Source organism: Agromyces hippuratus (genome assembly GCF_013410355.1).
Lineage (GTDB): Bacteria > Actinomycetota > Actinomycetes > Actinomycetales > Microbacteriaceae > Agromyces > Agromyces hippuratus.
This window is the reverse complement of record NZ_JACCFI010000001.1, coordinates 2795363-2817388: the sequence shown is the minus strand read 5'-3', so window position 1 is coordinate 2817388 and position 22026 is coordinate 2795363. Positions and strand designations below refer to the sequence as shown.

At 70.9% G+C, this 22026-nt stretch carries 19 protein-coding genes; 7 read left to right on the top strand and 12 right to left on the bottom strand.

Going from position 1 to position 22026, the window contains the following annotated elements:
- Positions 1–61: 61 nt before the first annotated feature.
- Complete coding sequence (locus tag BJY17_RS13125; protein ID WP_179551742.1) at positions 62–1447, bottom strand: glycine--tRNA ligase; 1386 nt, start codon at positions 1445–1447, stop codon at positions 62–64.
- 124 nt (positions 1448–1571) lie between these two features.
- Between BJY17_RS13125 and BJY17_RS18965 the strand changes: the two genes are divergently transcribed.
- Positions 1572–2906, top strand: coding sequence for an alpha/beta hydrolase (locus BJY17_RS18965; protein WP_179551741.1), 1335 nt, complete (start codon positions 1572–1574; stop codon positions 2904–2906).
- Positions 2903–5488: a phosphatidylglycerol lysyltransferase domain-containing protein gene (locus BJY17_RS13115; RefSeq protein WP_179551740.1), complete on the top strand. Its 2586-nt coding sequence runs from the start codon at positions 2903–2905 to the stop codon at positions 5486–5488. The genes BJY17_RS18965 and BJY17_RS13115 overlap by 4 nt, the downstream gene beginning before the upstream one ends.
- 78 nt (positions 5489–5566) lie before the next feature.
- Here the strand turns inward: BJY17_RS13115 and BJY17_RS13110 are convergent, their stop codons facing one another.
- On the bottom strand, positions 5567–6880 hold the full coding sequence (locus tag BJY17_RS13110; RefSeq protein ID WP_179551739.1) for an alpha-hydroxy-acid oxidizing protein: 1314 nt from the start codon (positions 6878–6880) through the stop codon (positions 5567–5569).
- A gap of 84 nt (positions 6881–6964) precedes the next feature.
- On the opposite strand from BJY17_RS13110, the gene BJY17_RS13105 reads away from it, so the two are divergent.
- Together BJY17_RS13105 and BJY17_RS13100 are read left to right on the top strand one after the other, a co-directional pair.
- Entirely contained in the window at positions 6965–7372 is a 408-nt protein-coding gene (locus tag BJY17_RS13105) for an NUDIX domain-containing protein (protein ID WP_179551738.1), read from the top strand.
- Positions 7373–7411: 39 nt separating this feature from the next.
- Complete coding sequence (locus BJY17_RS13100; RefSeq protein ID WP_179551737.1) at positions 7412–8254, top strand: esterase/lipase family protein; 843 nt, start codon at positions 7412–7414, stop codon at positions 8252–8254.
- Here BJY17_RS13100 and BJY17_RS13095 read toward each other — a convergent pair.
- The 4 genes from BJY17_RS13095 to BJY17_RS13080 all read right to left on the bottom strand — a co-directional run bounded on the left by BJY17_RS13095 (position 8227) and on the right by BJY17_RS13080 (position 12847).
- A complete protein-coding gene (locus BJY17_RS13095) occupies positions 8227–8523 on the bottom strand; it encodes a hypothetical protein (RefSeq protein WP_179551736.1) in 297 nt (98 codons plus the stop codon). The two genes, BJY17_RS13100 and BJY17_RS13095, sit on opposite strands and share 28 nt — an antisense overlap.
- On the bottom strand, positions 8523–9431 hold the full coding sequence (locus BJY17_RS13090; protein WP_179551735.1) for a serine hydrolase: 909 nt from the start codon (positions 9429–9431) through the stop codon (positions 8523–8525). The genes BJY17_RS13095 and BJY17_RS13090 overlap by 1 nt, the downstream gene beginning before the upstream one ends.
- 80 nt (positions 9432–9511) lie before the next feature.
- Complete coding sequence (locus tag BJY17_RS13085; protein WP_179551734.1) at positions 9512–11563, bottom strand: M13 family metallopeptidase; 2052 nt, start codon at positions 11561–11563, stop codon at positions 9512–9514.
- A gap of 99 nt (positions 11564–11662) precedes the next feature.
- On the bottom strand, positions 11663–12847 hold the full coding sequence (locus BJY17_RS13080; protein WP_179551733.1) for a D-alanyl-D-alanine carboxypeptidase/D-alanyl-D-alanine-endopeptidase: 1185 nt from the start codon (positions 12845–12847) through the stop codon (positions 11663–11665).
- Positions 12848–12959: 112 nt separating this feature from the next.
- Here BJY17_RS13080 and BJY17_RS18375 point away from each other — a divergent pair, with 112 nt between their 5' ends.
- Positions 12960–13154 carry a hypothetical protein gene (locus BJY17_RS18375; protein ID WP_218889912.1) on the top strand — a complete coding sequence of 65 codons (195 nt, stop codon included), beginning with the start codon at positions 12960–12962 and terminating at the stop codon, positions 13152–13154.
- Positions 13155–13165: 11 nt separating this feature from the next.
- Here BJY17_RS18375 and BJY17_RS13075 read toward each other — a convergent pair whose 3' ends face one another.
- The gene (locus tag BJY17_RS13075) at positions 13166–13864 is read right to left on the bottom strand and encodes a potassium channel family protein (protein WP_218889911.1); all 699 of its coding nucleotides are present in this window, start codon (positions 13862–13864) and stop codon (positions 13166–13168) included.
- On the bottom strand, positions 13857–15233 hold the full coding sequence (locus tag BJY17_RS13070; protein WP_179551732.1) for a TrkH family potassium uptake protein: 1377 nt from the start codon (positions 15231–15233) through the stop codon (positions 13857–13859). Before BJY17_RS13070 ends, BJY17_RS13075 begins: the two co-directional genes overlap by 8 nt.
- Before the next feature lie 60 nt (positions 15234–15293).
- Between BJY17_RS13070 and BJY17_RS13065 the strand changes: the two genes are divergently transcribed.
- Positions 15294–16661 (top strand): MATE family efflux transporter, encoded by a 1368-nt coding sequence (locus BJY17_RS13065; RefSeq protein WP_179551731.1) that lies wholly within the window; start codon positions 15294–15296, stop codon positions 16659–16661.
- Between the two features lie 21 nt (positions 16662–16682).
- Here the strand turns inward: BJY17_RS13065 and BJY17_RS13060 are convergent, their stop codons facing one another.
- From BJY17_RS13060 to BJY17_RS13045, 4 genes are all read right to left on the bottom strand, one after another.
- A complete protein-coding gene (locus BJY17_RS13060; RefSeq protein ID WP_179551730.1) occupies positions 16683–17150 on the bottom strand; it encodes a GbsR/MarR family transcriptional regulator in 468 nt (155 codons plus the stop codon).
- 55 nt (positions 17151–17205) lie between these two features.
- Positions 17206–18852, bottom strand: coding sequence for an ABC transporter permease (locus tag BJY17_RS13055; protein ID WP_179551729.1), 1647 nt, complete (start codon positions 18850–18852; stop codon positions 17206–17208).
- Positions 18849–19790, bottom strand: a complete 942-nt coding sequence (locus BJY17_RS13050) for an ABC transporter ATP-binding protein (protein WP_179551728.1) — start codon at positions 19788–19790, stop codon at positions 18849–18851. The genes BJY17_RS13055 and BJY17_RS13050 overlap by 4 nt, the downstream gene beginning before the upstream one ends.
- A 253-nt stretch (positions 19791–20043) precedes the next feature.
- On the bottom strand, positions 20044–21114 hold the full coding sequence (locus BJY17_RS13045; RefSeq protein WP_179551727.1) for a LacI family DNA-binding transcriptional regulator: 1071 nt from the start codon (positions 21112–21114) through the stop codon (positions 20044–20046).
- A gap of 86 nt (positions 21115–21200) precedes the next feature.
- Between BJY17_RS13045 and BJY17_RS13040 the strand changes: the two genes are divergently transcribed.
- Positions 21201–21965, top strand: coding sequence for an SDR family NAD(P)-dependent oxidoreductase (locus BJY17_RS13040; RefSeq protein ID WP_179551726.1), 765 nt, complete (start codon positions 21201–21203; stop codon positions 21963–21965).
- Positions 21966–22026 lie beyond the last annotated feature (61 nt).

Genomic DNA, 22026 nt, shown 5'->3' with positions numbered 1-22026 from the left:
GAGGGGTGGGAGCCCAACCTACGACGCGAATGCGCCGTGGGTCGAGCCCACCCGTCCCGCGCTACGCGCCGACGAGGCGCGAGGCCAGGAAGCCCTCGAGCTCGGCGAGCGGCACGCGCACCTGCTCCATGCTGTCGCGCTCGCGCACCGTCACGGCGTTGTCGTCGAGCGAGTCGAAGTCGACCGTGATGCAGAACGGCGTGCCGATCTCGTCCTGACGACGGTAGCGGCGACCGATGGCACCGGCGTCGTCGAAGTCGACGTTCCAGTGCTTGCGCAGCGACGCGGCGACCTCGCGAGCGAGCGGCGACAGCTTCTCGTTGCGGCTCAGCGGAAGCACGGCCGCCTTCACCGGGGCGAGACGCGGGTCGAGGCGCAGCACGGTGCGGGTGTCGACGCCGCCCTTCGCGTTCGGCACCTCTTCGACGTGGTACGCGTCGACGAGGAACGCCATGAGCGAGCGGGTGAGACCGGCTGCGGGCTCGATCACGTAGGGGATCCAACGCTCGTTCTTCGACTGGTCGAAGTACGAGAGCTCCTTGCCCGAGTGCTCCGAGTGGGTCGTGAGGTCGAAGTCGGTGCGGTTCGCGACGCCCTCGAGCTCGCCCCACTCGCCACCCGTGAAGCCGAAGCGGTACTCGATGTCGACGGTGCGCTTCGAGTAGTGCGACAGCTTCTCTGCGGGGTGTTCGAAGCGACGCAGGTTCGCGGGGTCGACACCGAGGTCGACGTACCAGTCCCAGCGGTAGTCGAGCCAGTACTCGAACCACTGGTCGTCGGTGCCGGGCTCGACGAAGAACTCGAGTTCCATCTGCTCGAACTCGCGCGTGCGGAAGATGAAGTTTCCGGGCGTGATCTCGTTGCGGAACGACTTGCCGATCTGGCCGATGCCGAACGGCGGCTTCATGCGAGCGGCCTGCAGCACGTTCGCGAAGTTCGTGAAGATGCCCTGCGCCGTCTCTGGGCGGAGGTAGTGCAGCCCCGATTCATCCTGAACCGGACCCAGGTAGGTCTGCAGCATCATGTTGAAGTCGCGCGGCGGGGTCCACTGACCGCGGGTGCCGCAGTTCGGGCAGGCGATGTCGCCCATGCCGTTCTCGGGGGCGCGGCCCTTCTTCTCCTCGAAGGCCTCGAGCAGGTGGTCTTCGCGGAAGCGCTTGTGGCAGTGCAGGCACTCGACGAGCGGGTCGGTGAAGACGCCGACGTGCCCGGAGGCGATCCAGACCTGCTTCGGCAGGATGACGCTCGAGTCGAGACCGACGACGTCGTCGCGACCGGTGACCATGTAGCGCCACCACTGCCGCTTGATGTTCTCCTTGAGCTCGACGCCGAGGGGGCCGTAGTCCCACGCGGAACGGGATCCGCCGTAGATCTCGCCGGCCTGGAAGACGAACCCCCGGTGCTGGGCGAGGGCGATGACGGATTCGAGACGGCTGGGTGCGGCCACGGTGGCTCCAATGGTCCTGGGGATCGGGCGAGACAGTCGGAATCGGGCGTGAGGCCGGAAAACGACACGGTGTCACCATCCTACGGGCGGGCGCGACCACGAACGAGCGCGCGGTCGGTACGCTGTGCCCATCACGACCATGGCCGAGGGGGCGACGGTGTGGGATCTCATCTGGGAACTGAACGTGATCGACGGGCCGTTCATGGTCGCGATGTACGCGCTCGCGGCACTGGTCTTCCTCTACCTGCTCTTCCGCGGTTCGGGCTGGGCGTGGGTGCTGACGGTCATCGTGCTGCTCATCGTGGGCTCGCTCGTCGGCATCGCCGCGCTCTGGATCGGCGTCAACGTGCTCGACGCGTTCGGCGGCCCGGTCGATGATTCGGCGTGGCTCTGGGTACCCGCGGCGTTCGCCGGCATCTCCGTCGCGATCTGGAATCTCTGGCACTCGCGATGGTGGCGCAAGATCATCGCCCTGCTCGCGATCCCGCTGTTCTCGGCGACCGCCGCGTTCGGCGTGAACGCCGCATACGGACTGAACCCCACGCTCGGCTCGATGTTCCACATCTCGACCGCCGACACGATCGACCCGCCCGTTCCCGACCCGGCGACGATCGCCGACCCGGCGGAACCGCTGTACGCGACGTGGACCCCGCCACCCGACATGCCCGAGACCGGCGAGGTCGGCATCGTGCAGGGCGGCGTGCCGAACACGGTGTCGGGCTTCGAGGCACGTCCCGCGCAGATCTACCTGCCGCCGGCCGCGCTCGTTGCGGATGCCCCGCGCCTCCCCCTCGTCATCATGATGATGGGCCAGCCCGGCGACCCCGAGGCGAGTTTCATCGGCGACGTGCTCGACGACTTCGCCGCCGAACACGATGGGCTCGCCCCGATCGCCCTCGTGATCGACCAGTTGGGCGACCCGGCCGCAGACCCCCTCTGTCTCGACAGCGAGCTCGGCAAGGTCGAGACCTACGTCATGCAGGACGTCGTGCCGTGGGCGAAGCAGCGACTCGGCGTGCTGCAGGGCCCGCAGTTCACGACCGTCGCCGGGTACTCGAACGGCGGCGGGTGCGCAGCGTACTTCGGGGCGAAGTACCCCGAGGTGTTCGGCAACCTGCTCGCCGTCTCGCCGGTGGAGTACGCGGGCGCCGAGAACGCCGACGACGTGCGCGCCGAGATCTTCAACGGCGACCAGTTCGCCTACGACCTCGTGAAGCCGGCCAACATCATGGCGGCGAAGGCGCCCTACCCCGACTCGGTCGCGATCTTCACGGTCGGCGAGAACGACCTCGCGTTCCTGCGCGGCACCGAACGACTGGCGGATGCCGCGACCGCCGCCGGCATGCAGACGACGCTCTTCCTCGTGCCCGGCGCCGACCACGACGTCGTGGCGCTGAACGGAGGACTCGAGAAGGGCTTCGAGGTGCTCTCCCCCCGGCTCGGGCTCTCGGCGCCATGAGCGCGGCGGCGGAAGCCCCCGAGGGCAGGGGCGACTCGGTCGACACCGAGCCGACGGGCCGACTCCACTCCACGGCGGAGGCGCTCGGCGGATTCATCCGTCGCGTGCCCTTCAGCATCACCCTCGCGGCGCTGCTCGTCGTGACCGCGATCGCGACGGGCACCCTCTTCGGCGTCGCGTCCGATGCGACGGCGACGACGTGGGCGGCCGGGGTGATCACGACGGTCGACGGCCGGCAGTGGTGGACCGTCGCGACCGCGCTCGTCATTCCGTACGACCCCTTCCAGCTCGTCTTCGGGGTGCTCGCGGCACTGGTGCTGCTCGGCGTCGCCGAGCGGCGCATGGGCACGTGGCGCACGATCGTCGCGTTCCTCGTGACCGGCGCACTCGGCGTCGCGATCGGCACCTGGCTGCAGTGGATCGGCTCGCTCGCCGGCGAATGGTGGGCGACGGGCACCGCCGCCGACCTGACGCTCGACCCGCTCGCCGGCATCGTGGGCGCGCTCATCACGGCGACGGCGTTCATGGGCAGGCTCTGGCGGCGACGCATCCGTGTCGGCGCGTCAGCCTTCATCCTCGTGTTCGTGCTCTACGACGGCGACTCGTCGAATGCGTACCGCCTGGTCGCCGCGATCGCCGGCTACCTGCTCGGCGCCCTGTTCACCCGTGACGCCTCGACCCTCTCGGCCAAGCGCAGCTCGCACGGCGAGACCCGCACGCTCGTCGCCGCCGTCGTCGCGGTGACCGGTATCGGCCCGGTCGTCGCCCTCGTGAACCGCTCCGAGCTGACGCCCTTCGCCTTCGGCTCGTACCTCTACGCCGACGAGCCCCTCGAGCTCTCGGCCGTGATGGCGAAGTGCGGCGGCGAGGCCGCCACCGCGGCGGCGATCGCCTCCGAGTCGTGCACCGCCCAGCTCGCCCTGCTCAGCGCGCAGGGGTTCGGCATGTTCCTGCTCTCGTTCGTGCCGGTGCTGCTCCTGCTGCTCGCCGCATGGGGGCTCCGGCACGGCCGCCGCTTCGCCCGCTGGCTCGCGATCGGGGTGAACGCCGCCATCCTGCTGTTCGCCCGCACGGCGTTCGACGTCACCGTGACGACCGCCGACGTCGACGACGGCACGTGGACGGTGTTCGACCTCGGCGAGCTGCTCGTCTGGATCGTCGCCGTGCTCGCGCTGCCGATCGGCATCATCGTCATGCTCATCGTCACGAGACGGCATTTCCAGATCCGGGCGCCGCGCGGCGCGTTCGCTCGGTTCGCCGGGGTCGTGGGCGGCGCCTTCGTCGTGCTCGCGGGGCTCTACCTCGTGACCGGACTCGCGACCGTCGACGAGTACTGGCCGGCAGCGACCGGGTGGGACGTGCTGCTCGACACCGCCAAGCGGTTCGTGCCGCCCCACTTCCTCGCCGCCGTCGACCCGATCGTGCTGCCCGGCCACGACCTCACGAGCTTCCTCGCCCAAGCCGTCGGCCCGGTGTTCTGGACGGTGTTCATCGTCGCGGCGATCCGGCTGATGTCGCGCACCGGCACCGCCGCGAGGACCGCCGACGACGCACGGCTCCGCGAGCTGCTGCACCGCAACGGCGGCGGCACGCTCGGGTTCATGGCGACCTGGCCGGGCAACGTGGCGTGGTTCGGCGACGACGGCGACTCCGCCGTCGCCTACCGCGTGATCAACGGCGTCGCCATCACGATGTCCGACCCGATCTGCGCGCCGGGCGACGGCGGCCGCGTCATCCGCGAATTCGCCGCGTTCTGCGACGCGAACAGCTGGGTGCCCGTCTTCTACAGCGTGCACCCGCAGTACCTGCCCGTGTTCGACGAACTCGAGTGGGAGCACATGTCGGTCGGTGAGGAGACGCTCGTGCGCACGAAGGGGCTCGAACTCGCGGGCAAGCCCTGGCAGAAGGTGCGGCAGGCGCTGAACCGCGGCATCAAGGAGGGCATGACCACGGTCTGGACCAGCTGGGACGAGCTGCCCCTCACGACGGTCGCCCAGATCAACGCGATCTCCGAGGAGTGGATCGCCGAGAAGGAGCTGCCCGAGATGGGCTTCACGCTCGGCGGCATGGAGGAGCTGAAGGATCCCGAGGTGCGCCTCATGCTCGCGGTCGGGCCCGACGGGCGGCTGCAGGCCGTGACGAGTTGGCTGCCCGTCTACCGCGACGGCGCCGTGATCGGCTGGACCATCGACTTCATGCGCCGGGCCGACGGCAGCATGAACGGCATCATGGAGTTCCTCATCGCCTCCGCGGCGCTGCACATGAAGGAGGAGGGTGCCGAGGTGCTGAGCCTCTCGGGCGCCCCGCTCGCGACCAAGCCGCTCGCCCCGGGCGAGACGCCGCCCGAGCCGACGGTCATGACGCGGCTCCTCGACTTCCTCGCCGCGACCCTCGAGCCGGCCTACGGCTTCTCGTCGTTGTTCCGGTTCAAGGCGAAGTTCAACCCCGAGTACGAGACCATCTCGATGGCCTACCCCGACCCGCTCGCGCTGCCGGCGATCGGCATCGCGATCGGCAAGGCGTACCTGCCCGACGTGTCGCCATCGGAGGCCGTCGCCCTCGTGAAGACGCTCACCAGGTAGGCGCCTGCACGACGGCGGCTGCAGCAGCGCTTCGGGCATCGGTCCCTCGGATGCCGCGGCTCACGCGGCGCGCACGGCTCACGCGGCGCGCAGCGAATCCGGCCCGATCTCGGCGACCGAGCGGTGCCCGGCGAGCCCGAGCGTGAGGTCGAACTCGGCGATGTGGTTGCGCACGACCTCGCGCACGCCCGTGGCCCCGGCGACCGCGAGCCCGTAGACGTAGGGGCGTCCGATGCCGACGGCGGTGGCGCCGCGCGCGAGGGCGATGAACGCGTCGGCACCGCCGCGCACGCCGCTGTCGAGGATGACGGGCACGCGCCCGCCCACCCGTTCGACGACTCCCGGCAGGGCGTCGAGGCTCGCGACCGAGTCGTCGACCTGCCGGCCGCCGTGGTTCGAGACCACGATGCCGTCGACGCCGTGATCGAGCGCCTGCGCCGCGTCATCCGGATGCAGCACGCCCTTCAGCAGCACCGGCAGCTTCGTCCACTCGCGCAGCTTCGCGAGGTCGCCCCAGGTGAGCGCCGGGTTCGAGAACACGTCGAGGAAGGTCTCGATCGCCGCCCGTGGCAGCGGCGAGCGCAGGGCCGCACGAACGCCCCCGTCGACGAGCGGGGTGCGGGCGCCGGCGCGCGCGATCGAGAACGCCGAGGCGAGCAGCGTCGGGGTGACCTTGGGGCGCGCTCCCCCGCCGGCGCCCGCAGCGACCCGCTGCCGCACGAGCTCGGCGAAGACGGGGTCGCTCGTGTACTGCGCGATGCCCTGCCCCCGCGTGAACGGCAGGTAGGCGGCGTCGAGATCTCGGGTGCGCCAGCCGAGCAGGTGCGTATCGAGCGTGACGACGATCGCCTCGCAGCCGGATGCCTCGGCGCGACGCACGAACGAGGCGTTGAGCTGGTCGGAGGCGCTCCAGTAGAGCTGGAACCATCGCGATCGCGAGCCCATCGCGGCGGCGACCTCCTCCATCGGGCGGGACGCCTGGTTCGATAGCAGGTAGGGCACGTCGAGCGCGGCGGCGGCCCGGCCCACCGCGACATCGGCCTCGGGGTGCGCCATCTCGGCGACACCGATCGGCGAGAGCATGAACGGCGTCGCCCGCTTCTTGCCGAGCAACTCGATCGAGAGGTCGCGCTCCGAGACGTCTCTGAGCACGCGCGGCCAGATCTGCCACCGCGCGAAGGCCGCACGGTTCGCGGCCATCGTCGCCTCGGCGCCGGCGCCACCGGCGAGGTAGGCGAACGCCTCCGTCGATACGGCCTTGCGCGCGGCCCGCTCGAGCGCGCCGAAGTCGACCGGCACGGCGGGGCGGATGCCCGAGAGCCCGGCCCGGTACACCTCGGACTGCACGTCCCGCGCGAATCCTCGTGGGCTGGTCGTCTGCTCGTCGGCCATCGGTTCGCTCCTTCGCGCTGGTGCGAGCCAGCGTAGCGGTGCGGCCTCGCGGGGCGACAGACCCGACGACGTAGGGTGGAACGGATGCCTCAGCTCACCGACATCCGTGTCGCCGCCATCGCCCTCGTGCGCGATCGTCGCGTGCTCATGGTCACCGCACGCGACCGCGACGTGTACTACATGCCCGGCGGCAAGATCGACGATGGCGAGACGGCTGCCGAGGCCGCGGCCCGCGAAGCCCTCGAGGAGGTCGCGCTCGTGCTCGACCCCGCCGAACTCCTGGAGCTCTTCGAGGTCGTCGTACAGGCGCACGGCGAGCCCGAAGGCCGCCTCGTGCGCATGCGGGTGTTCCACGCCGAGACGGATGCCGCGCCCTTCGCCTCGGCCGAGGTCGGCAGCCTGCACTGGGTGACGACCGCCGACCTCGATCGATGCCCACCTGCCGGAGCCGAGGTGCTCGAGCGACTCGCCGCCGCCGGGCTCATCGACTGAGACGCGCCGCTTCGACCCCGCCCTCGTAGACTGCGGAGCATGGTGACACCCGCACGGCTCTCACCCTTCGCTGCCGCCGCCTGGTGGGCGCTCGACTACCTCGATGCCGCGAAGCAGCAGCTGCGCGTGCTCACCGTGCCGAAGCTGCCGAGACGATGGGCGCGAGGAGACGCCGGCAAGCCGACGATCCTGCTGCTGCCCGGCGTCTACGAGCACTGGTCGTTCATGGAGCCGCTCGGCGATGCGCTGAACGCCCATGGCTACCGGGTACAGGTCGCCCACGGCCTCGGCGCGAACCTGCTCGCGATCCCCGAGACCGCCGAGCGCGTGCGGCGCGCGCTCGCGCGCATCCCGACCCCGCCATCGGGCCGGGTCGTCGTCGCCCACTCCAAGGGCGGGCTCGTCGGCAAGCGGCTGCTGCTCGGCGATCTCGATCATCGCCTCGACCTGCGCGGGCTCGTCGCGATCGCCACGCCGTTCGGCGGAGCGCGGCTGGCGCGCTACCTGCTCGACCCGAGCATGCGGGAGTTCGACCCCGACAGCGCGACGATCGTCGAGCTCGCGAGCGCAGCATCCGTCAACTCGCGCATCGTGTCGATCTTCGGGGTCTTCGACCCGCACCTGCCCGAGGGCAGCTCGCTCGCCGGCGCCACCAACCGGCTGCTGCCGGTCGCTGGCCACTTCCGCATCCTCTCGGCAGCCGAGACGGCCGCGGCCGTCGTCGCCGCGGTCGAGTCGCTCTCAGCCCCACCGGGGGCGGTCATCGAGGCGGCGAGAGCGACCTTCGCGGCAGCGGCCGACGCCGACGCGGAGACGACGGAGACCGAGACGACGGAGACCGAGGCGACGATCGCTCAGAGCTCCTCGAAGGGGCGGGCGTAGCGGAACCCGCCGCGGTGCGCGTCGCCGGCGGCCGCGAGGCGGAGCGCTGGGAAGTACTCTCCCCATGCCGGCTCGGGCGCGAGGATGCCGAGCTCGGCCCCGGGAACGAATCCGAACCGCCCGGAGTAGGCGGGGTCGCCGAGCAGCGCCGTGTTCAACCCCACCTCGATCGGCGGCGCGTCGGCCGACGTCGTCGGCGTGGCCAATGCGATCGTCAGCAGCCGTTCGACCGCGTCGCGATCGGTCGACCTGAACGACCGGATCGACATCAGTGCACGTACTCGAGCAGGTCGAGACCGACCTGGCGCATGCCGTCGAGTACCGCGAGGCGCGAGGAGATCATCGTGTCGGCGTAGTACATCGACACCGCGTACGAGACGCTCGCACGTGGACCGCGGAGCACGCCGACCTCGCTGCGCACCCCGCCGTCGGTGCCCGTCTTGTTCATGAGCAGCACGTTGTGATCGGGGGTGCGGTGCGCGAGCGGATCGAGGCCGAACGCGCTCGCGACCATCGAGAGGTCGGCGTTCAGCGAGAGCCATCCGACGACCCGCTGCGACACCTCGGGCGAGACGATCTCGCCGCGGGCGAGCGAGGCGAACAGCCACGTCAGCTCCTTCGCCGAACCGATCGAGAGCTGCGGGGCGTCGTCGGGGCCGCGGTGATCGCGCACGAGGTCGAGGAGGGCCGTGCGGGTGAGTCCGAGGGCCTCGGTGCGGGCACGCACCGCTTCGAGCCCGACGTAGCGGATGAGCACGTTCGTCGCGAGGTTGTCGCTCGTCGCCCCGATGAGCGCCGCGAGGTCGGCGAGGGGCAACGACGGCGACTGCATGTGCTGCCAGATGCCCGAATCGCCGACCGCGTCGCGCGGGGCACGATCGAGCACCGTGAACGATTCGCTGCTGTCGCCCGCGAGCCGCGACGCGACCTCGACGAGCAGCAGCACCTTGCCGATCGACGCCGTCGGCATGACGACGTGGTCGTCGACCGAGAAGAGCACCTTTCCGGTCGCGAGGTCGGTCGCACGAGCCGAGACCTGCACCCCGGCGAGTGCGAGCTCGCCGAGGGCGTCGAACCCGCGGGCGAAGTTCTCGCCCGGCTCCTCGGTGCGGTGCTTGCCGCGACGGAGGTCGCTATGCCGTGCGCGCCGCTCGGAACCCTGCGACGACGTCACCACGGTGATTCCACTCCCTGACGGTCGGCGCTCCCCCACCGCGTCAGCGGCGCGCTCGAAATTTCTCGATTGTATGTGCAGCACTACCAGATCGTCACACGCTCGGCTGGTTCGAGCCAGAGGGCGTCGTCGGGAGTCACTTCGAAGCTAGCGTAGAACTCGTCGATGTTCCTGACGATCTGGTTGCAGCGGAACTCGTTCGGCGAGTGCGGGTCGATCGCCAGCAGGCGCACGACCTCTTCGTCACGGCCCTTCATCTGCCAGGCCTGCGCCCACGACAGGAAGAAGCGCTGCGCGGCGGTGAGCCCGTCGATCACGGGCGCCGAGTCGACGTCGCCGCCGAGCGAGAGCACGTACGCCTTCCACGCGATCGCGAGCCCGCCGAGGTCGCCGATGTTCTCGCCGATCGTGAGGGCGCCGTTGACGTGCGGCGCCTCGGCATCGGCTTCGTCGCCGTTCTCGCCGTCGACCGCGGTCTCCGCCTGCCCAGTCTCGGCCTGCGCCGTCTCCGCCTGCGCGGTCTCGAGCTGCGCCGGCACGAGCGCGTCGTACTGGGCGATGAGCGCCGTCGTGCGCTCCTCGAAGGCGGCGCGGTCGGCCTCGGTCCACCAGTCGGTGAGGCGCCCGTCGCCGTCGTACTTCGAGCCCTGGTCGTCGAAGCCGTGCCCGATCTCGTGGCCGATGACGGCGCCGATCGCGCCGTAGTTGGCGGCGGCGTCGCGCTCCGCGTCGAAGAACGGGTACTGCAGGATCGCCGCCGGGAACACGATCTCGTTGAACCCGGGGTTGTAGTACGCGTTGATCGTCTGCGGCGTCATGAACCACTCGTCGCGATCGAGCGGCTTGCCGATCTTGCCGAGTTCGCGGTTGAACTCGTACTCGGCGGTCGCCCGCACGTTGCCGACCAGGTCGTCGGTGATCTCGAGCGCCGAGTAGTCGCGCCACTTCACCGGGAAGCCGATCTTCGGCGTGAACTTCGCGAGCTTGTCGAGCGCCTTGGCGCGAGTCTCCTCACCCATCCACTCGAGCGCGTCGATCGACCGGCGGTACGCCTCGACGAGGTTCGCGACGAGGTCGTCCATCGCCTCCTTGGCGGCGGGCGGGAAGTGCCGCTCGACGTAGATGCGGCCGACGGCCTCGCCCATGGCGCCCTCGACGAGCGAGACGCCGCGCTTCCAGCGCTCGCGCATCTGCGGGGTGCCGGTGAGCGTGCGGCCGTAGAAGTCGAAGTTCGCCTCGACGAAGTCGTTCGAGAGGTACGCGGCGCTGCCGCGCACGACCTGCCACGCGAGCCAGTCCTTCCAGGCCTGCAGGCGGTCTGCGGTGAGCAGCGCGCCGAGCCCCTGCACGAACGAGGGCTCGCGCAGCACGATCTCGTCGAACGCCCCGGCGGGCACGCCCATGGCGTCGCGCCAGATGTTCAGGTCGACGGATGCCTCGGCAACCGCGTCGTCCCACGAGAACAGGTTGTACGTCTTCTCGCTGTCGCGGGTCTCGACGTTGCTCCAGTGCGCCGCGGCGATCGCGGTCTCGAGCTCGAAGACCCGGGCCGCGCGCTCGTCGGGGGCCTCGAGCTGCGCGAGCCGCAGCATCCGCTCGAGGTGTGCACGGTACGCCTCGCGAACCGATTCGAACCGCTCTTCGCGGAAGTAGCTCTCGTCGGGCAGGCCGATGCCGCCCTGCTCGACGAAGACGAGGTAGCGCTCGGGGTCGCCCGGGTCGTTGTCGACGTAGAGCTGCACGAAACCGGGCACGCCCTGGCGCTCGAGCCGACCGAGGGTCTCGAGGAACGCGTCGACCGAGTCGATCAGGTCGACCTCGACGAGCTGGCCCGCGATGGGGGTGGCGCCCAGGAGGTTCGCACGCTCCTCGTTCATGAAGCTCGCGTACAGGTCGCCGACCTTGCGGGCCTCGGTGCCGGGCTCGGCCGCCTGCGACTCCTCGATGATCTCGCGCACGGCCTGCTCGGCCTCTTCGTGCAGCACGAGGAACGAGCCGTACCTGGCCTTGTCGGCCGGGATGTCGGTGCGTTCGATCCACTTGCCGTTGACGTGTCGGAACAGGTCGTCTTGCGGGCGGATGCCCGCGTCGAGTTCGTCCTGCTTGATTCCGGAGGGCAGCGCGACATCGGTCATGCCCTCCACCCTAAGCGCGGGTGCCGACGATCGGGCACTCCGGATGCGGGCGACGCGCGGGCGTCCGGCGACCTCGCAGGTTTCCCGATCTCCCGGGCTTCAGGCCGCCTCGGCGCCGTCGAGGTACAGGCTCGCGACGAACGCGTCGATCGCGGCGCGCGCCGGGTCGCCCATCATCTCGCCGACCGCGTAGACCGCGAATGCGAGCTCGGTTCCATCGGCGGCCCGCACGATCCCGCCCAGGGAGCACACGATGTTGATGTAGCCGGTCTTCGCGCGAACGGCATCGCCGACGATCGCGTCGTCGCCCGTGAAGCGCTTCCGGTTGAAGGTGCCGTTCGGCCCGGTCGCCGGCAGCATGTCGTCGATCACGCCGAGCCCGTGCTCACGCCGATGCGCCTGCACCAGCAGTTCGGCCACGAAGCGCGCGGGCACCGAGTTGCGATCGCTGAGGCCCGAACCGTCGCGAACGGTCAGCACCTCGACCGGCAGTCCGTAGCGCGCGAGCAGCGCGGGGATCGCGCGCGAGACCCCGGCGAAGTCGGCCGACTCGCCGATGGCGATCGCCGACAGCCGCGCGAGCGATTCCATGAGCGCATTGTCGGATGTCTCGAGGCCGAAGCGGATGAGCTCCGACAGCGGCGGGGAGAAGACCTCCGCGAGCACCTCGGCGGAGGGGGCGGCGCGACCGCGTGAGATCCGGATGTCGCGGCCACGACCGATGAGGTCCGCGAACGCCGTGCCGGCGCGCCCCACCGGGTCCTCGCTCCTCGGTGTGTCGTCGATCGTCGGGTCGTCACGGTCGCCGTCGACCTGGAGCGCCGTGATGAAGGGGATGTACCCCTCGGGGCTCCGGCCCTCGTCGTCCCATTCCGGCAACCAGGCGTCCCCCGCGAACAGGGAGTCGTCGAGCACGAGTCGGTCGAGCACGCCCTCGCCGATCGCCGCGAGCACGGCGTCTGCGAGGGTCTCGAGATGCGCAGAGGCGCGGTAGAACGAGGCGGTTCCCACGGGGAGCCGGGTCAGGGTGACGTCGCCGCCGCCCACGAGCACGATCTCACCGGGCTCGGCGCCGGCGACCACCCTCGTCGCGATGCGGTGGTCGGGGCCGAGGGCGGCGAGGGCCGCTGCCGAGGTGAGGAGCTTCAGGACGCTCGCGGTCGGACCCGGGAGGTCGCCGTCGCGATCGAAGACGACCCGGCCGTCGGCGACGTCGATCACGTGGATGCGCGCTGCGCCGAGCCTCGGATCGGCACCGCTCGCGGTCGTCCGCGTCGCTTCCACTCTCGTCTCCGCCGTCATCGGTCATCCCCTCACTGCACCACTCGTGCGCAACATACGAAACGTATCTTCACTGATTGGCCAGAAGCTTACGGCACGGATGGCGTTCGGACACATGGCATTCGGAGCGGATCTCGGCGCGAACGGCCGGAGCGGACCTGAATCCATTCCACGATGCACCGGAATCGGCCATGGTGTGCGCGGAACGACCAGGTCGGCGCTCGGAGGAATCGTCGTGCTCTCGCAGCATGTGCAGCGGAAGTGCGCGATCGAGCTGCTCGACGCCGCTCCGCTCGCGTCCCTCGCCTGAGCCCGCGCGATTCAGCGCAGCTGGGCGAAGCTCTCGGCGCTCGCGGTCGGCCCGACGACGAGGATGGTGTCTCCGGCGTGCAGCACCGTGTCGGCGTCGGCATTGCGCCACTGCTCGCCGGCTCGCTTGAACGCGGCGACCGTGACGTCGTGCTCGGTGCGGAGCCCGGTGTCGCCCAGTCGCTTTCCGATGAGTATCGCCGGGGCGGCGGACTTCACCAGGGCGTAGCCCGGCTCGACCTCGATGTAGTCCAGCGCCGCGCCGCGCACGAGGTGCGCGACGCGGCGCCCCATGTCCTTCTCGGGGTAGATCACGTGGTGCACGCCGAGCTGCTCGAGGATGAGGCCGTGACGGTCGTCGACGACCTTGGCCCAGATCACGGGGATCTTCATGCTGAGCAACACGGAGCAGGTCAGGATCGACGCCGAGATGTCGTCGCCGATCGCGACCACGACCCGGTCGAACTCGTCGACGGCGAGCTGTCGCAGCGCCTCCTCCTTCGTGGAGTCGGCACGCACCACCTGCGTGAGCCGGCCGTTCATCAACTGCACCAGCGTCTCGTCGACATCGATGCCGAGCACCTCGGTGCCTCCGGCCATCAGCTCGAGCGCGAGGGCGCTGCCGAACCGGCCGAGCCCGATGACGGCGACCGAATCGGCCTCGGCGATGCGGCGCGAGGGGTCACCTCCGAAGAACGGGAATCTAGCCAATGGCCGGCCTCTCCTTGGGATATTCGTAGAGCAGTGGGCGCTCGCGCAGGGCGATCGCGCTGCCGAGAGTGAGCGGCCCGAGTCGGCCGATGAACATCAGCAGCACGAGCACGAGCTTGGCCGGGTCGGGCAGGCCCGGTGTGACGCCGGTCGAGAGCCCGACCGTGCCGAACGCAGAGATCGCCTCGAAGAGCATACGGTCGAGGTCTTCGCCGGAGATGAGCATGAGGGCGACGGTCGCCACCATGACCGCGGCGACGGCGAGCAGCACGACGGTGATCGCCTGCCGGTGCACCGCGCGCGAGAGGCGCTTGCCGAAGATGTTCACCGCGCCCTCGCCGCGGAGCTCGGTGAGCATGATGAAGTACAGCACCGCGAAGGTGGTGACCTTGATGCCGCCCGCCGTGCCGGCCGGGCCGCCGCCGATGAACATCAGCACGTCCATGCCGAGCCACGTCTCGTCGCGCATCACACCGATGTCGAGCGCGTTGAACCCCGCGGTGCGGGTCTGCACGGAGTGGAAGAAGCCCGTGAGCACGCGCGCGGCGGGGTCGAGGGCGCCGAGCGTCGCGGGGTTGTTCCATTCGATGACGGTGATGTAGACGGTGCCCGCGACGAGCAGCACGACGGTGCCCCACAGCACGAGCTTCGTGTTCATCGACCAGTGCAGCGGCTTCGTGAACTCCTTGCGCAACTGCATGATCACCGGGAACCCGAGACCGCCGAGGATGATCGCGGCGGCGATCGGCAGGCAGATCCAGGGGTCGCTCACGAACCCCATCAGGTTGTCGCTGTAGAGCGCGAATCCGGCGTTGTTGAACGCGGAGACGGCGTGGAAGGCGCCGTACCAGGCCGCCTGGCCGACGTCGTAGCCGTAGCCGAACACGAATCGCAGGAACAGCAGCACGAAGGTGCCCGCTTCGATCGCGAGCGAGATCAGCACGATGCCCCGCACGAGTCCCCGCACGTCGTCGAGTCCGACTGCCTTCGCCTCGGCCGCGGCGTTCAGTCGCGAGCGCACCGAGAGCTTGCGCGCGAGCACCAGGCCGATGAGCGAGGCGAAGATCATGATGCCGAGGCCGCCCAACTGGATCAGCAGCATGATGACGACCTGCCCGAACGGCGTCCAGTACACCAGGGTGTCGACCACCGTGAGGCCCGTCACGCAGACAGCGGATGTCGCGGTGAACAGCGCCTCGATGAACCCTGCACCACCAGGACCGGCCTTGGCGATCGGCAGCATGAGCAAGAAGGTGCCGACCAGGATCGCGGCGGCGAATCCGACGACCACGGCCTGTGCGGGGTGCAACCGGAGCGCGCGGAGCCGGAGCGTCCGCCGTCGGGCCCTCGCCGCCCCAAGTTTGGTCACCTCCGTACTCTAGACCGAGGTCGAGTTCCGCCAGCGGTGCGACGTAGGCTCGTCGGGCACATGAAGAACTCCGACGCATCCAGCCCGCAGGCGGTCGCGCGACCCCCCGGTCCAGGCGTCGACCGCGAGATCCTGCGCCTCGCGGTGCCCGCACTCGGCGCGCTCATCGCCGAACCGCTCTTCCTCCTCGCCGACACCGCGATGATCGGCCACCTCGGCGCCACGCCCCTCGCCGGGCTCGGTCTCGCGAGCGCGGTGCTGCAGACGATCATCGGCCTCATGGTCTTCCTCGCCTACGCAACGACACCGGCGGTCGCGCGCAGGGTCGGACTCGGCGATGTGCGGGGCGCGGTCGCTTCGGGCATCGACGGGCTGTGGCTCGCACTCGGCATCGGCGTCGTGCTCGCCATCGCCGGATGGTTCGCCGCACCCGCGCTCGTCGGGCTCTTCGGCGCCTCCGAGGCGGTGACGAACGAGGCATCCGTCTACCTGTCGATCTCGATGGCGGGGCTGCCCGCGATGCTCATCGTGTTCGCCGCCACGGGCCTGCTGCGCGGCCTCCAGGACACGCGCACGCCGCTCTGGGTCGCGGGCATCGGCTTCGCCGTGAACATCGCGCTGAACTACGTGTTCATCTACGTCGCCGGCTGGGGCATCGCGGGCTCGGCCCTCGGCACCGTCGTAGCGCAGTGGGGCATGGTCGCCGTCTACCTCGTCGTCGTCGCGCGGCATGCCGCCCGGGCCGGTGCGAGCCCCTGGCCGCATCATGCGGGAGTGCTGCGCGGCGCGGCATCCGGTGGCTGGCTGTTCCTCCGCACGCTGAGCCTGCGGCTCGCACTGCTGCTCGCGACCTGGGCGGCGACCTCGCTCGGTTCGAACGAGCTCGCCGCGTTCCAGGTCGCGATGACCCTCTACTTCACGATGGGCTTCGCGCTCGACGCCCTCGCGATCGCGGCGCAGGCGCTCGTCGGCCGCGATCTCGGCGCGGGCGACCTCGCCGGGGTGCGCGCGGTGCTGAAGCGCTGCCTGCAGTGGGGCGTCGGAAGCGGCGGCGTCATCGGGGTGCTGCTGCTCTCGACCGCGTGGGTGCTGCCGGGGCTGTTCACGAGCTCGGCGGATGTCGCGGCGCTCCTTCCCCCGACGCTCGTGGTGCTCGCGCTCTCGGCCCCGCTCGGCGGCGTCGTGTTCGTGCTCGACGGCGTGCTCATCGGCGCCGGCGACGCCCGGTACCTCGCATGGACTGGCATCGTGAACCTCGTCGTGTTCGTGCCGCTGGCCCTCTGGGTGGTCGCCGTCGCCCCGCCCGGCGCCGCCGGACCGGCGTGGCTCATGGCGGCGTTCGCGATCGGCTACCTCGGGGCGCGGGCGGTCACGCTCGGGCTCCGAGCGCGCAGCGCGGCGTGGATGGTCGTCGGCGCGGGGCGCTGAGCACCACGTCGACGCGCCCGCTCACGCCCCGCGCTCGGCGCGCCACTCGACGAGCAGCTCGGGCATCCGGCGCTGGATGAAGAGGAAGAAGTCGCTCATCTCGGCGATGCGCTGGGAGGCGAGCGAGTCGGGATCGTCGATCGCGGCGACCGCCTTCGACGCGAGCGCCTCGAGGTGGTCGTAGAGCGGGTTCTTGCCCATCGTCACCGTGTACCAGGCGTGCTCGGGCAGCTCGTAGAGCACCCGGCGCGAGCCGGGCTGCGAGACCCGGCGCACCATGCGCAGCGTCTGCAGGTACCGCACCGCCCCCGAGATCGCGGCGGCGCTCGCGACCAGTTGGTCGCTCAGCTCCCGCGCAGTGAGCCCGGTCGACTCGGCGGCGATGAGCGCCATCAGCACGCGCGCCGGCATGCGCGGGAAGCCCGCCTCGGCCATCGCCGCGGCGGACTGCTCGACGAACTCGTGCATCGCCTGTTCGTCTCGCGCCATGCTCCCCATCCTCACAGAACGAGCGGGGCGTCCAGCGGATGCCCCGCGCCCGCGTTCACCCGCCGAGTGCCAGATCCCGTCGCCGCACGAGGGCCGCCGCCCCCGCCGCCACGACGACGGCGAGTCCCGTCATCACCCATGCCGCGGTCCAGTCGATCGTGTCGGCCGTGACGATCGGGGTGTGGCTGAACGGCGAGATGTCGCGCATCCACTCGGGGAACCCGAAGAGCCCGCCGAACTGCCCGAGCAGGATCGCGACGAGCAGCACCGCCCACCCGAGCGCGATCGACGCACGCGGCACGATCGCGAACACGAGTGCGTCGACCGCGACGATCACGAGGCAGGCCGGCAGCTGGGCGAGCCCGGCCTCGGCGACGGTCGACATGCGCTCACCGGCATCCGGCGACCCGATGAGTCCGGCGAAGGCGCCGAGCACCGCGAAGGCGAGCACCGCGGCGACCGAGACCGCGCCGATCAGCAGGTAGGCGGAGAACCAGCGGAAGCGCGACACGGGCGCCGCGAGCACGAGCTCGGCAGTGCCGCCGACTTCGTCCTGCCGGGCGCGCATGATCGCCTGCACCCCGCCGACGGCGGCGAGCACGCCGACGAAGGCGAAGAGTCCCGTCGTGAAGAGGTCGATCAACCCGCCCTCGGCGTTCGGTCCCGCGAGCGATGCGAGGGTGTCGTTGATCGCCTGCCCGGCCTCTTCGCCGTCGGGCGTGTCCACGAGGTCCACGACCGTCTGCCCCACGGCACCGAGCACGAGGCCGAAGAGCGCACCGCCGGCGGTCCAGCCGATGACGGGGTTGCGGAGCGTGCGCCAGACGAGACCGATCGGGCCCGAGAGACTCAGGGGCGCGTGCAGGCGACCGGCCCGTTCGGGCACGATGCTCGAGTCGAGGTCGCGGTGCGACTGCAACCAGGCCGAAGCGGCGAAGAGCACCGCCCCGAGGCCGACGCAGAGCGCCAGCGGCCACACGAGCTGGTGCGTAAAGGGCGCTACGGCTTGGCCCCAGCCGATGGGGCTCAGCCAGCTCCACCAACCGGCCTCCATGCTGAGGCCGTCGGGCTGCACGGTGCCCGTGGCATCCCCCATCGCGCGGAAGGCGTAGCCGAGGGTCACGATCGCGGCCGCCAGCCCGTTGGCGCCGCGCGAGGTGCGCATGAGCTGCGCGCACGCGAACCCGACGCCGAGGTAGGCGATGCCCACGGCCGACATGGCCGCTCCGTAGAGCACGGCACCAGAGACATCCGCACCGTACGCGAAGGCCACGCCGCCCATGATCGCGCCGACCAGGACGCTCAGGATGACGCCCTCGAGCGCCGTCGCGATCAGCGGCGCGATGCGACCGGCGGGCGTCGAGCCGACGAGCTCGGCGCGACCCGCCTCCTCGTCGCCGCGCGTGTGCCGCACGGCGAGGAACGTCATCATCAGGCCGATCATGAGGCCGAGGAAGCCGAACAGCAGGAAGAACTGGAACGCGTCGGGGTCGGTGCCCTGGGGAGTGCCGCGGAGCATCAGGATGGCCGGGCTCATGATCACGAGCCTGATGACGCTCGCCCGCTCGGCCTCATCGCCATAGGTCTGGGTGACGGCGCCCCGGCCGGCGACCTCGAGCAGCACGAAGAGCGCGAGCCACACGATGATCTGCACCCGGTCGCGGCGGAACCGCGCGAGCAGCAGGGTCGGCAGGGTGTTCATCGCACGCCCTCGAGGCTCGATCGGGCGGGCTCGTCGAGCTCGTCGTGGTAGTGCCGCATGAACAGCTCCTCGAGCGAAGGCGGGTTCACGGTGACGCCGCCGGCGCGCAGGCGGCCGAGGGCGGCGAGCACGTCGGGCATGGCGTCGGAGTCGGCCGTGAAGCGCACGCGTGCGCCGTCGACCACGAGGTCGTGCGCGCCGGGGATCGCTGCGAAGCCGGCCGGGTCGAGCCCCTCGCCGGCGAACGAGACCTCGGTGCGGGTGAGGTGGCGGAGCTCGGCGAGCGTGCCCGTCTCGACCGTGCGCCCGGCGCGGATGATGCTCACCCGGTCGCACAGGTGCTCGACCTCGGAGAGGATGTGGCTCGACAGCAGCACGGTCGCGCCGTCGCCGAGGAGCGCCGCGATCTCCTGCCGGAAGACGGCCTCCATGAGCGGGTCGAGGCCCGACGTGGGCTCGTCGAGGATGTAGAGGTCGGCAGGCGTGGCGAGTGCGGCGATGAGCGCGACCTTCTGCCGGTTGCCCTTCGAGTAGGTGCGGCCCCTCTTCGACGGGTCGAACTGGAAGACCTCGGCGAGGTGCTCGCGCCGCGCCGCGTAGGCGCGCTTGTCGGTCGTGCCGCCGCGCAGGCGCGTGAGCAGGTCGATCGACTCGCCGCCCGAGAGGTTCGACCAGAGGTTGACGTCGCCCGGCACGTAGGCGATGCGACGATGCAGCTCGACGGCGTCGCGCCAGGGGTCGCGGCCGAAGAGCGTCGCGCGGCCGCCGCTGGCCCGGATCAGGCCGAGCAGCACGCGAATGGTGGTGGACTTCCCCGCGCCGTTCGGGCCGAGGAACCCGTGCACCTCTCCGGCCTCGACACTGAGGTCGAGCCCGTCGAGTGCACGCACGCGGCCGAAGCGCTTCTCGAGGCCGCGTGTTTCGATGACGGTGTTCATGAGCCCGACGATACGCTCGTTTCACAAATTTGTGAATCTTCCTAACGGATCCCGAACGGCGGGCCGGATGCTTCGGGGCGTCGAGTTGCGTCGCGGGGCCGTCGAGTTGCCAGAAGTCGTCGCATCGACGCGGCCGGTACCGGCAAGACGTGGCATCTCGATGACTGGGCGAGGCGCGCGATCGCGGATGGCATGAACGGCGCTCCCCAGCAGGCGAGTGGGAGGCGGGCCGGCGACGGCGACAGCGACGGCGTCAGCCGGCGGGCGTGCGCGGCGGCGCCGTCGTGTCGCCGACGTGCAGCGTGCTCGTGAAGCACCGCGACTCGGGCGGCTCACCCGAGAGCATCTGCACGACGGCCTCGCCGGCCGCGCGCCCCTTCGCGACCGAGGGTTGCGCGAGCGTCGTGAGGTCGTGCTGCAGCCCGTCGACCCGGATGCCGTCGAAGCCGAGCACGCTGAGATCGCCCGGCACGTGCATGCCGAGCTCCTCGGCCGCCTGGATCACGCCGGCCGCGAGCAGGTCGCTCTGCGCGATGATCGCGGTCGGGCGGTTCGCCGGGTCGGCGAGCAGCGCCCGCGCCGCCTCGAGCCCCTCCTCGATCGAGCTCGCACCGGCGGATCGCCCGGTCGCCTCGGGGAAGATCTCGCGGGCCCCGGCGAGACGCTGGCTCGCCGTCGCGGCAGTGCTCGACCGGAGCAGTTCGTCGGTGAGCGGGCCCCGGGTGCGGGCGGCATCGACGGGCAGCGTCACGATCGCGACATCCGTGTGGCCCAACTGCCGCAGGTACTCGGCGCCCCGCCTGGTGGCCTGGAGGTTGTCGATCGAGATCTCGGGGAGGTCCTCGCCCGTGTCCCCTTCGATGGCGACGGCCGGGATGCCGCGGCGACGCAGCGCCTCGATCGAGACGGCGAGGCGCGGGCTGCAGCCGATGAGCACGACCGCATCGACCGGTGCGCTCTCGATGCTCACGGCGCTCTCGCCCGCCACGCCGGTGTCGGTGAGGAGCAGGAGGCCCGCGCCGAGCGGCGCGATGCCCTCGGAGATGCCGTCGAGCATCTGGATCTTCACGGGGTCGAGGAACGCCGCGCGCACCCGCTCCTCGAGCACGACGCCGACGATGCCCGAGCGTCCGCGGCGGAGCGATCGGGCGCGAGGGTCGGGGCCGGCGTAGCCGAGTTCGGATGCCGCGGCGAGCACGCGCTCCTTCGTGGCATCCGATACCGGGCCCGAGCCGCTGAAGGCGAGCGAGGCGGTCGACTGCGAGACCCCTGCACGCGCCGCGACGTCGGCGAGCGTCGGGCGGGGAGCGGCATCGGGCTGCATGCGCCCGAGTCTAGGCCGAATCGATTCGATCGGCGATCTGCGGTTCGCGGGGCGCCCCACGTGCGGCATCCCCTAGGCTCGGCCGCATGTCGAGAACCGCCCTCATCACCGGCGCGAGCTCCGGACTCGGCGCCGAGTTCGCCCGCCAGCTCGCCGCCACCGGCGCCGCCCTCGTGCTCGTCGCGCGCGACCGCACCGCCCTCGACGAGCTCGCAGACGGGATCCGACGCAAGCACGGCGTGGAGGTCGAGGTGCTGCGCGCCGACCTGCTGAAGCCGCGTCACCTGAAGCAGGTCGTCGAGCGCCTCTCCGACCCCGAGCGCCCGGTCGACCTGCTCGTCAACAACGCGGGCTTCGGCCTCCCGCTCGACTTCGCGCGCAACGACATCGACGACGAGGTGCGCCATCTCGAGCTCCATGTCGAGGTGCCCATGCGGCTGAGCCACGCGGCGCTCCGGGCGATGCTCCCCCGCAGACGCGGCCGCATCATCAACATCGCCTCGGTCGGCGCGTTCATTCCGCGATCGACATATGGCGCCTGCAAGCGCTGGCTGGTCGTGTTCAGCGAGTGGGCGAACGGCCAGTACGGGCCGCAGGGGGTCACGATGACGGCCGTGTGCCCGGGCTACACGCACACGAACTTCCACGAGCGGCTCGGGCTGCCGCCCGGGCAGGAGGGTGTTCCCGGCTGGATGTGGCTCGACGCCCGAACGGTCGTCGCCGAAGCGCTGCGCGACGCCGCGCGCGGCAAGGCCGTCTCGGTGCCGTCGCTGCGGTATCGGCTGCTCGTCGGCCTCGTGCGGTTCGCGCCCCGCTCGCTGGGTGCCCGGGTGGGTGCGCGCGGGCGCTGACCCGCCAGCGTCTGCTGGTCGAGCCCGTCGAGACCTGTTTCCCGCGCAACGGGCTTCGACA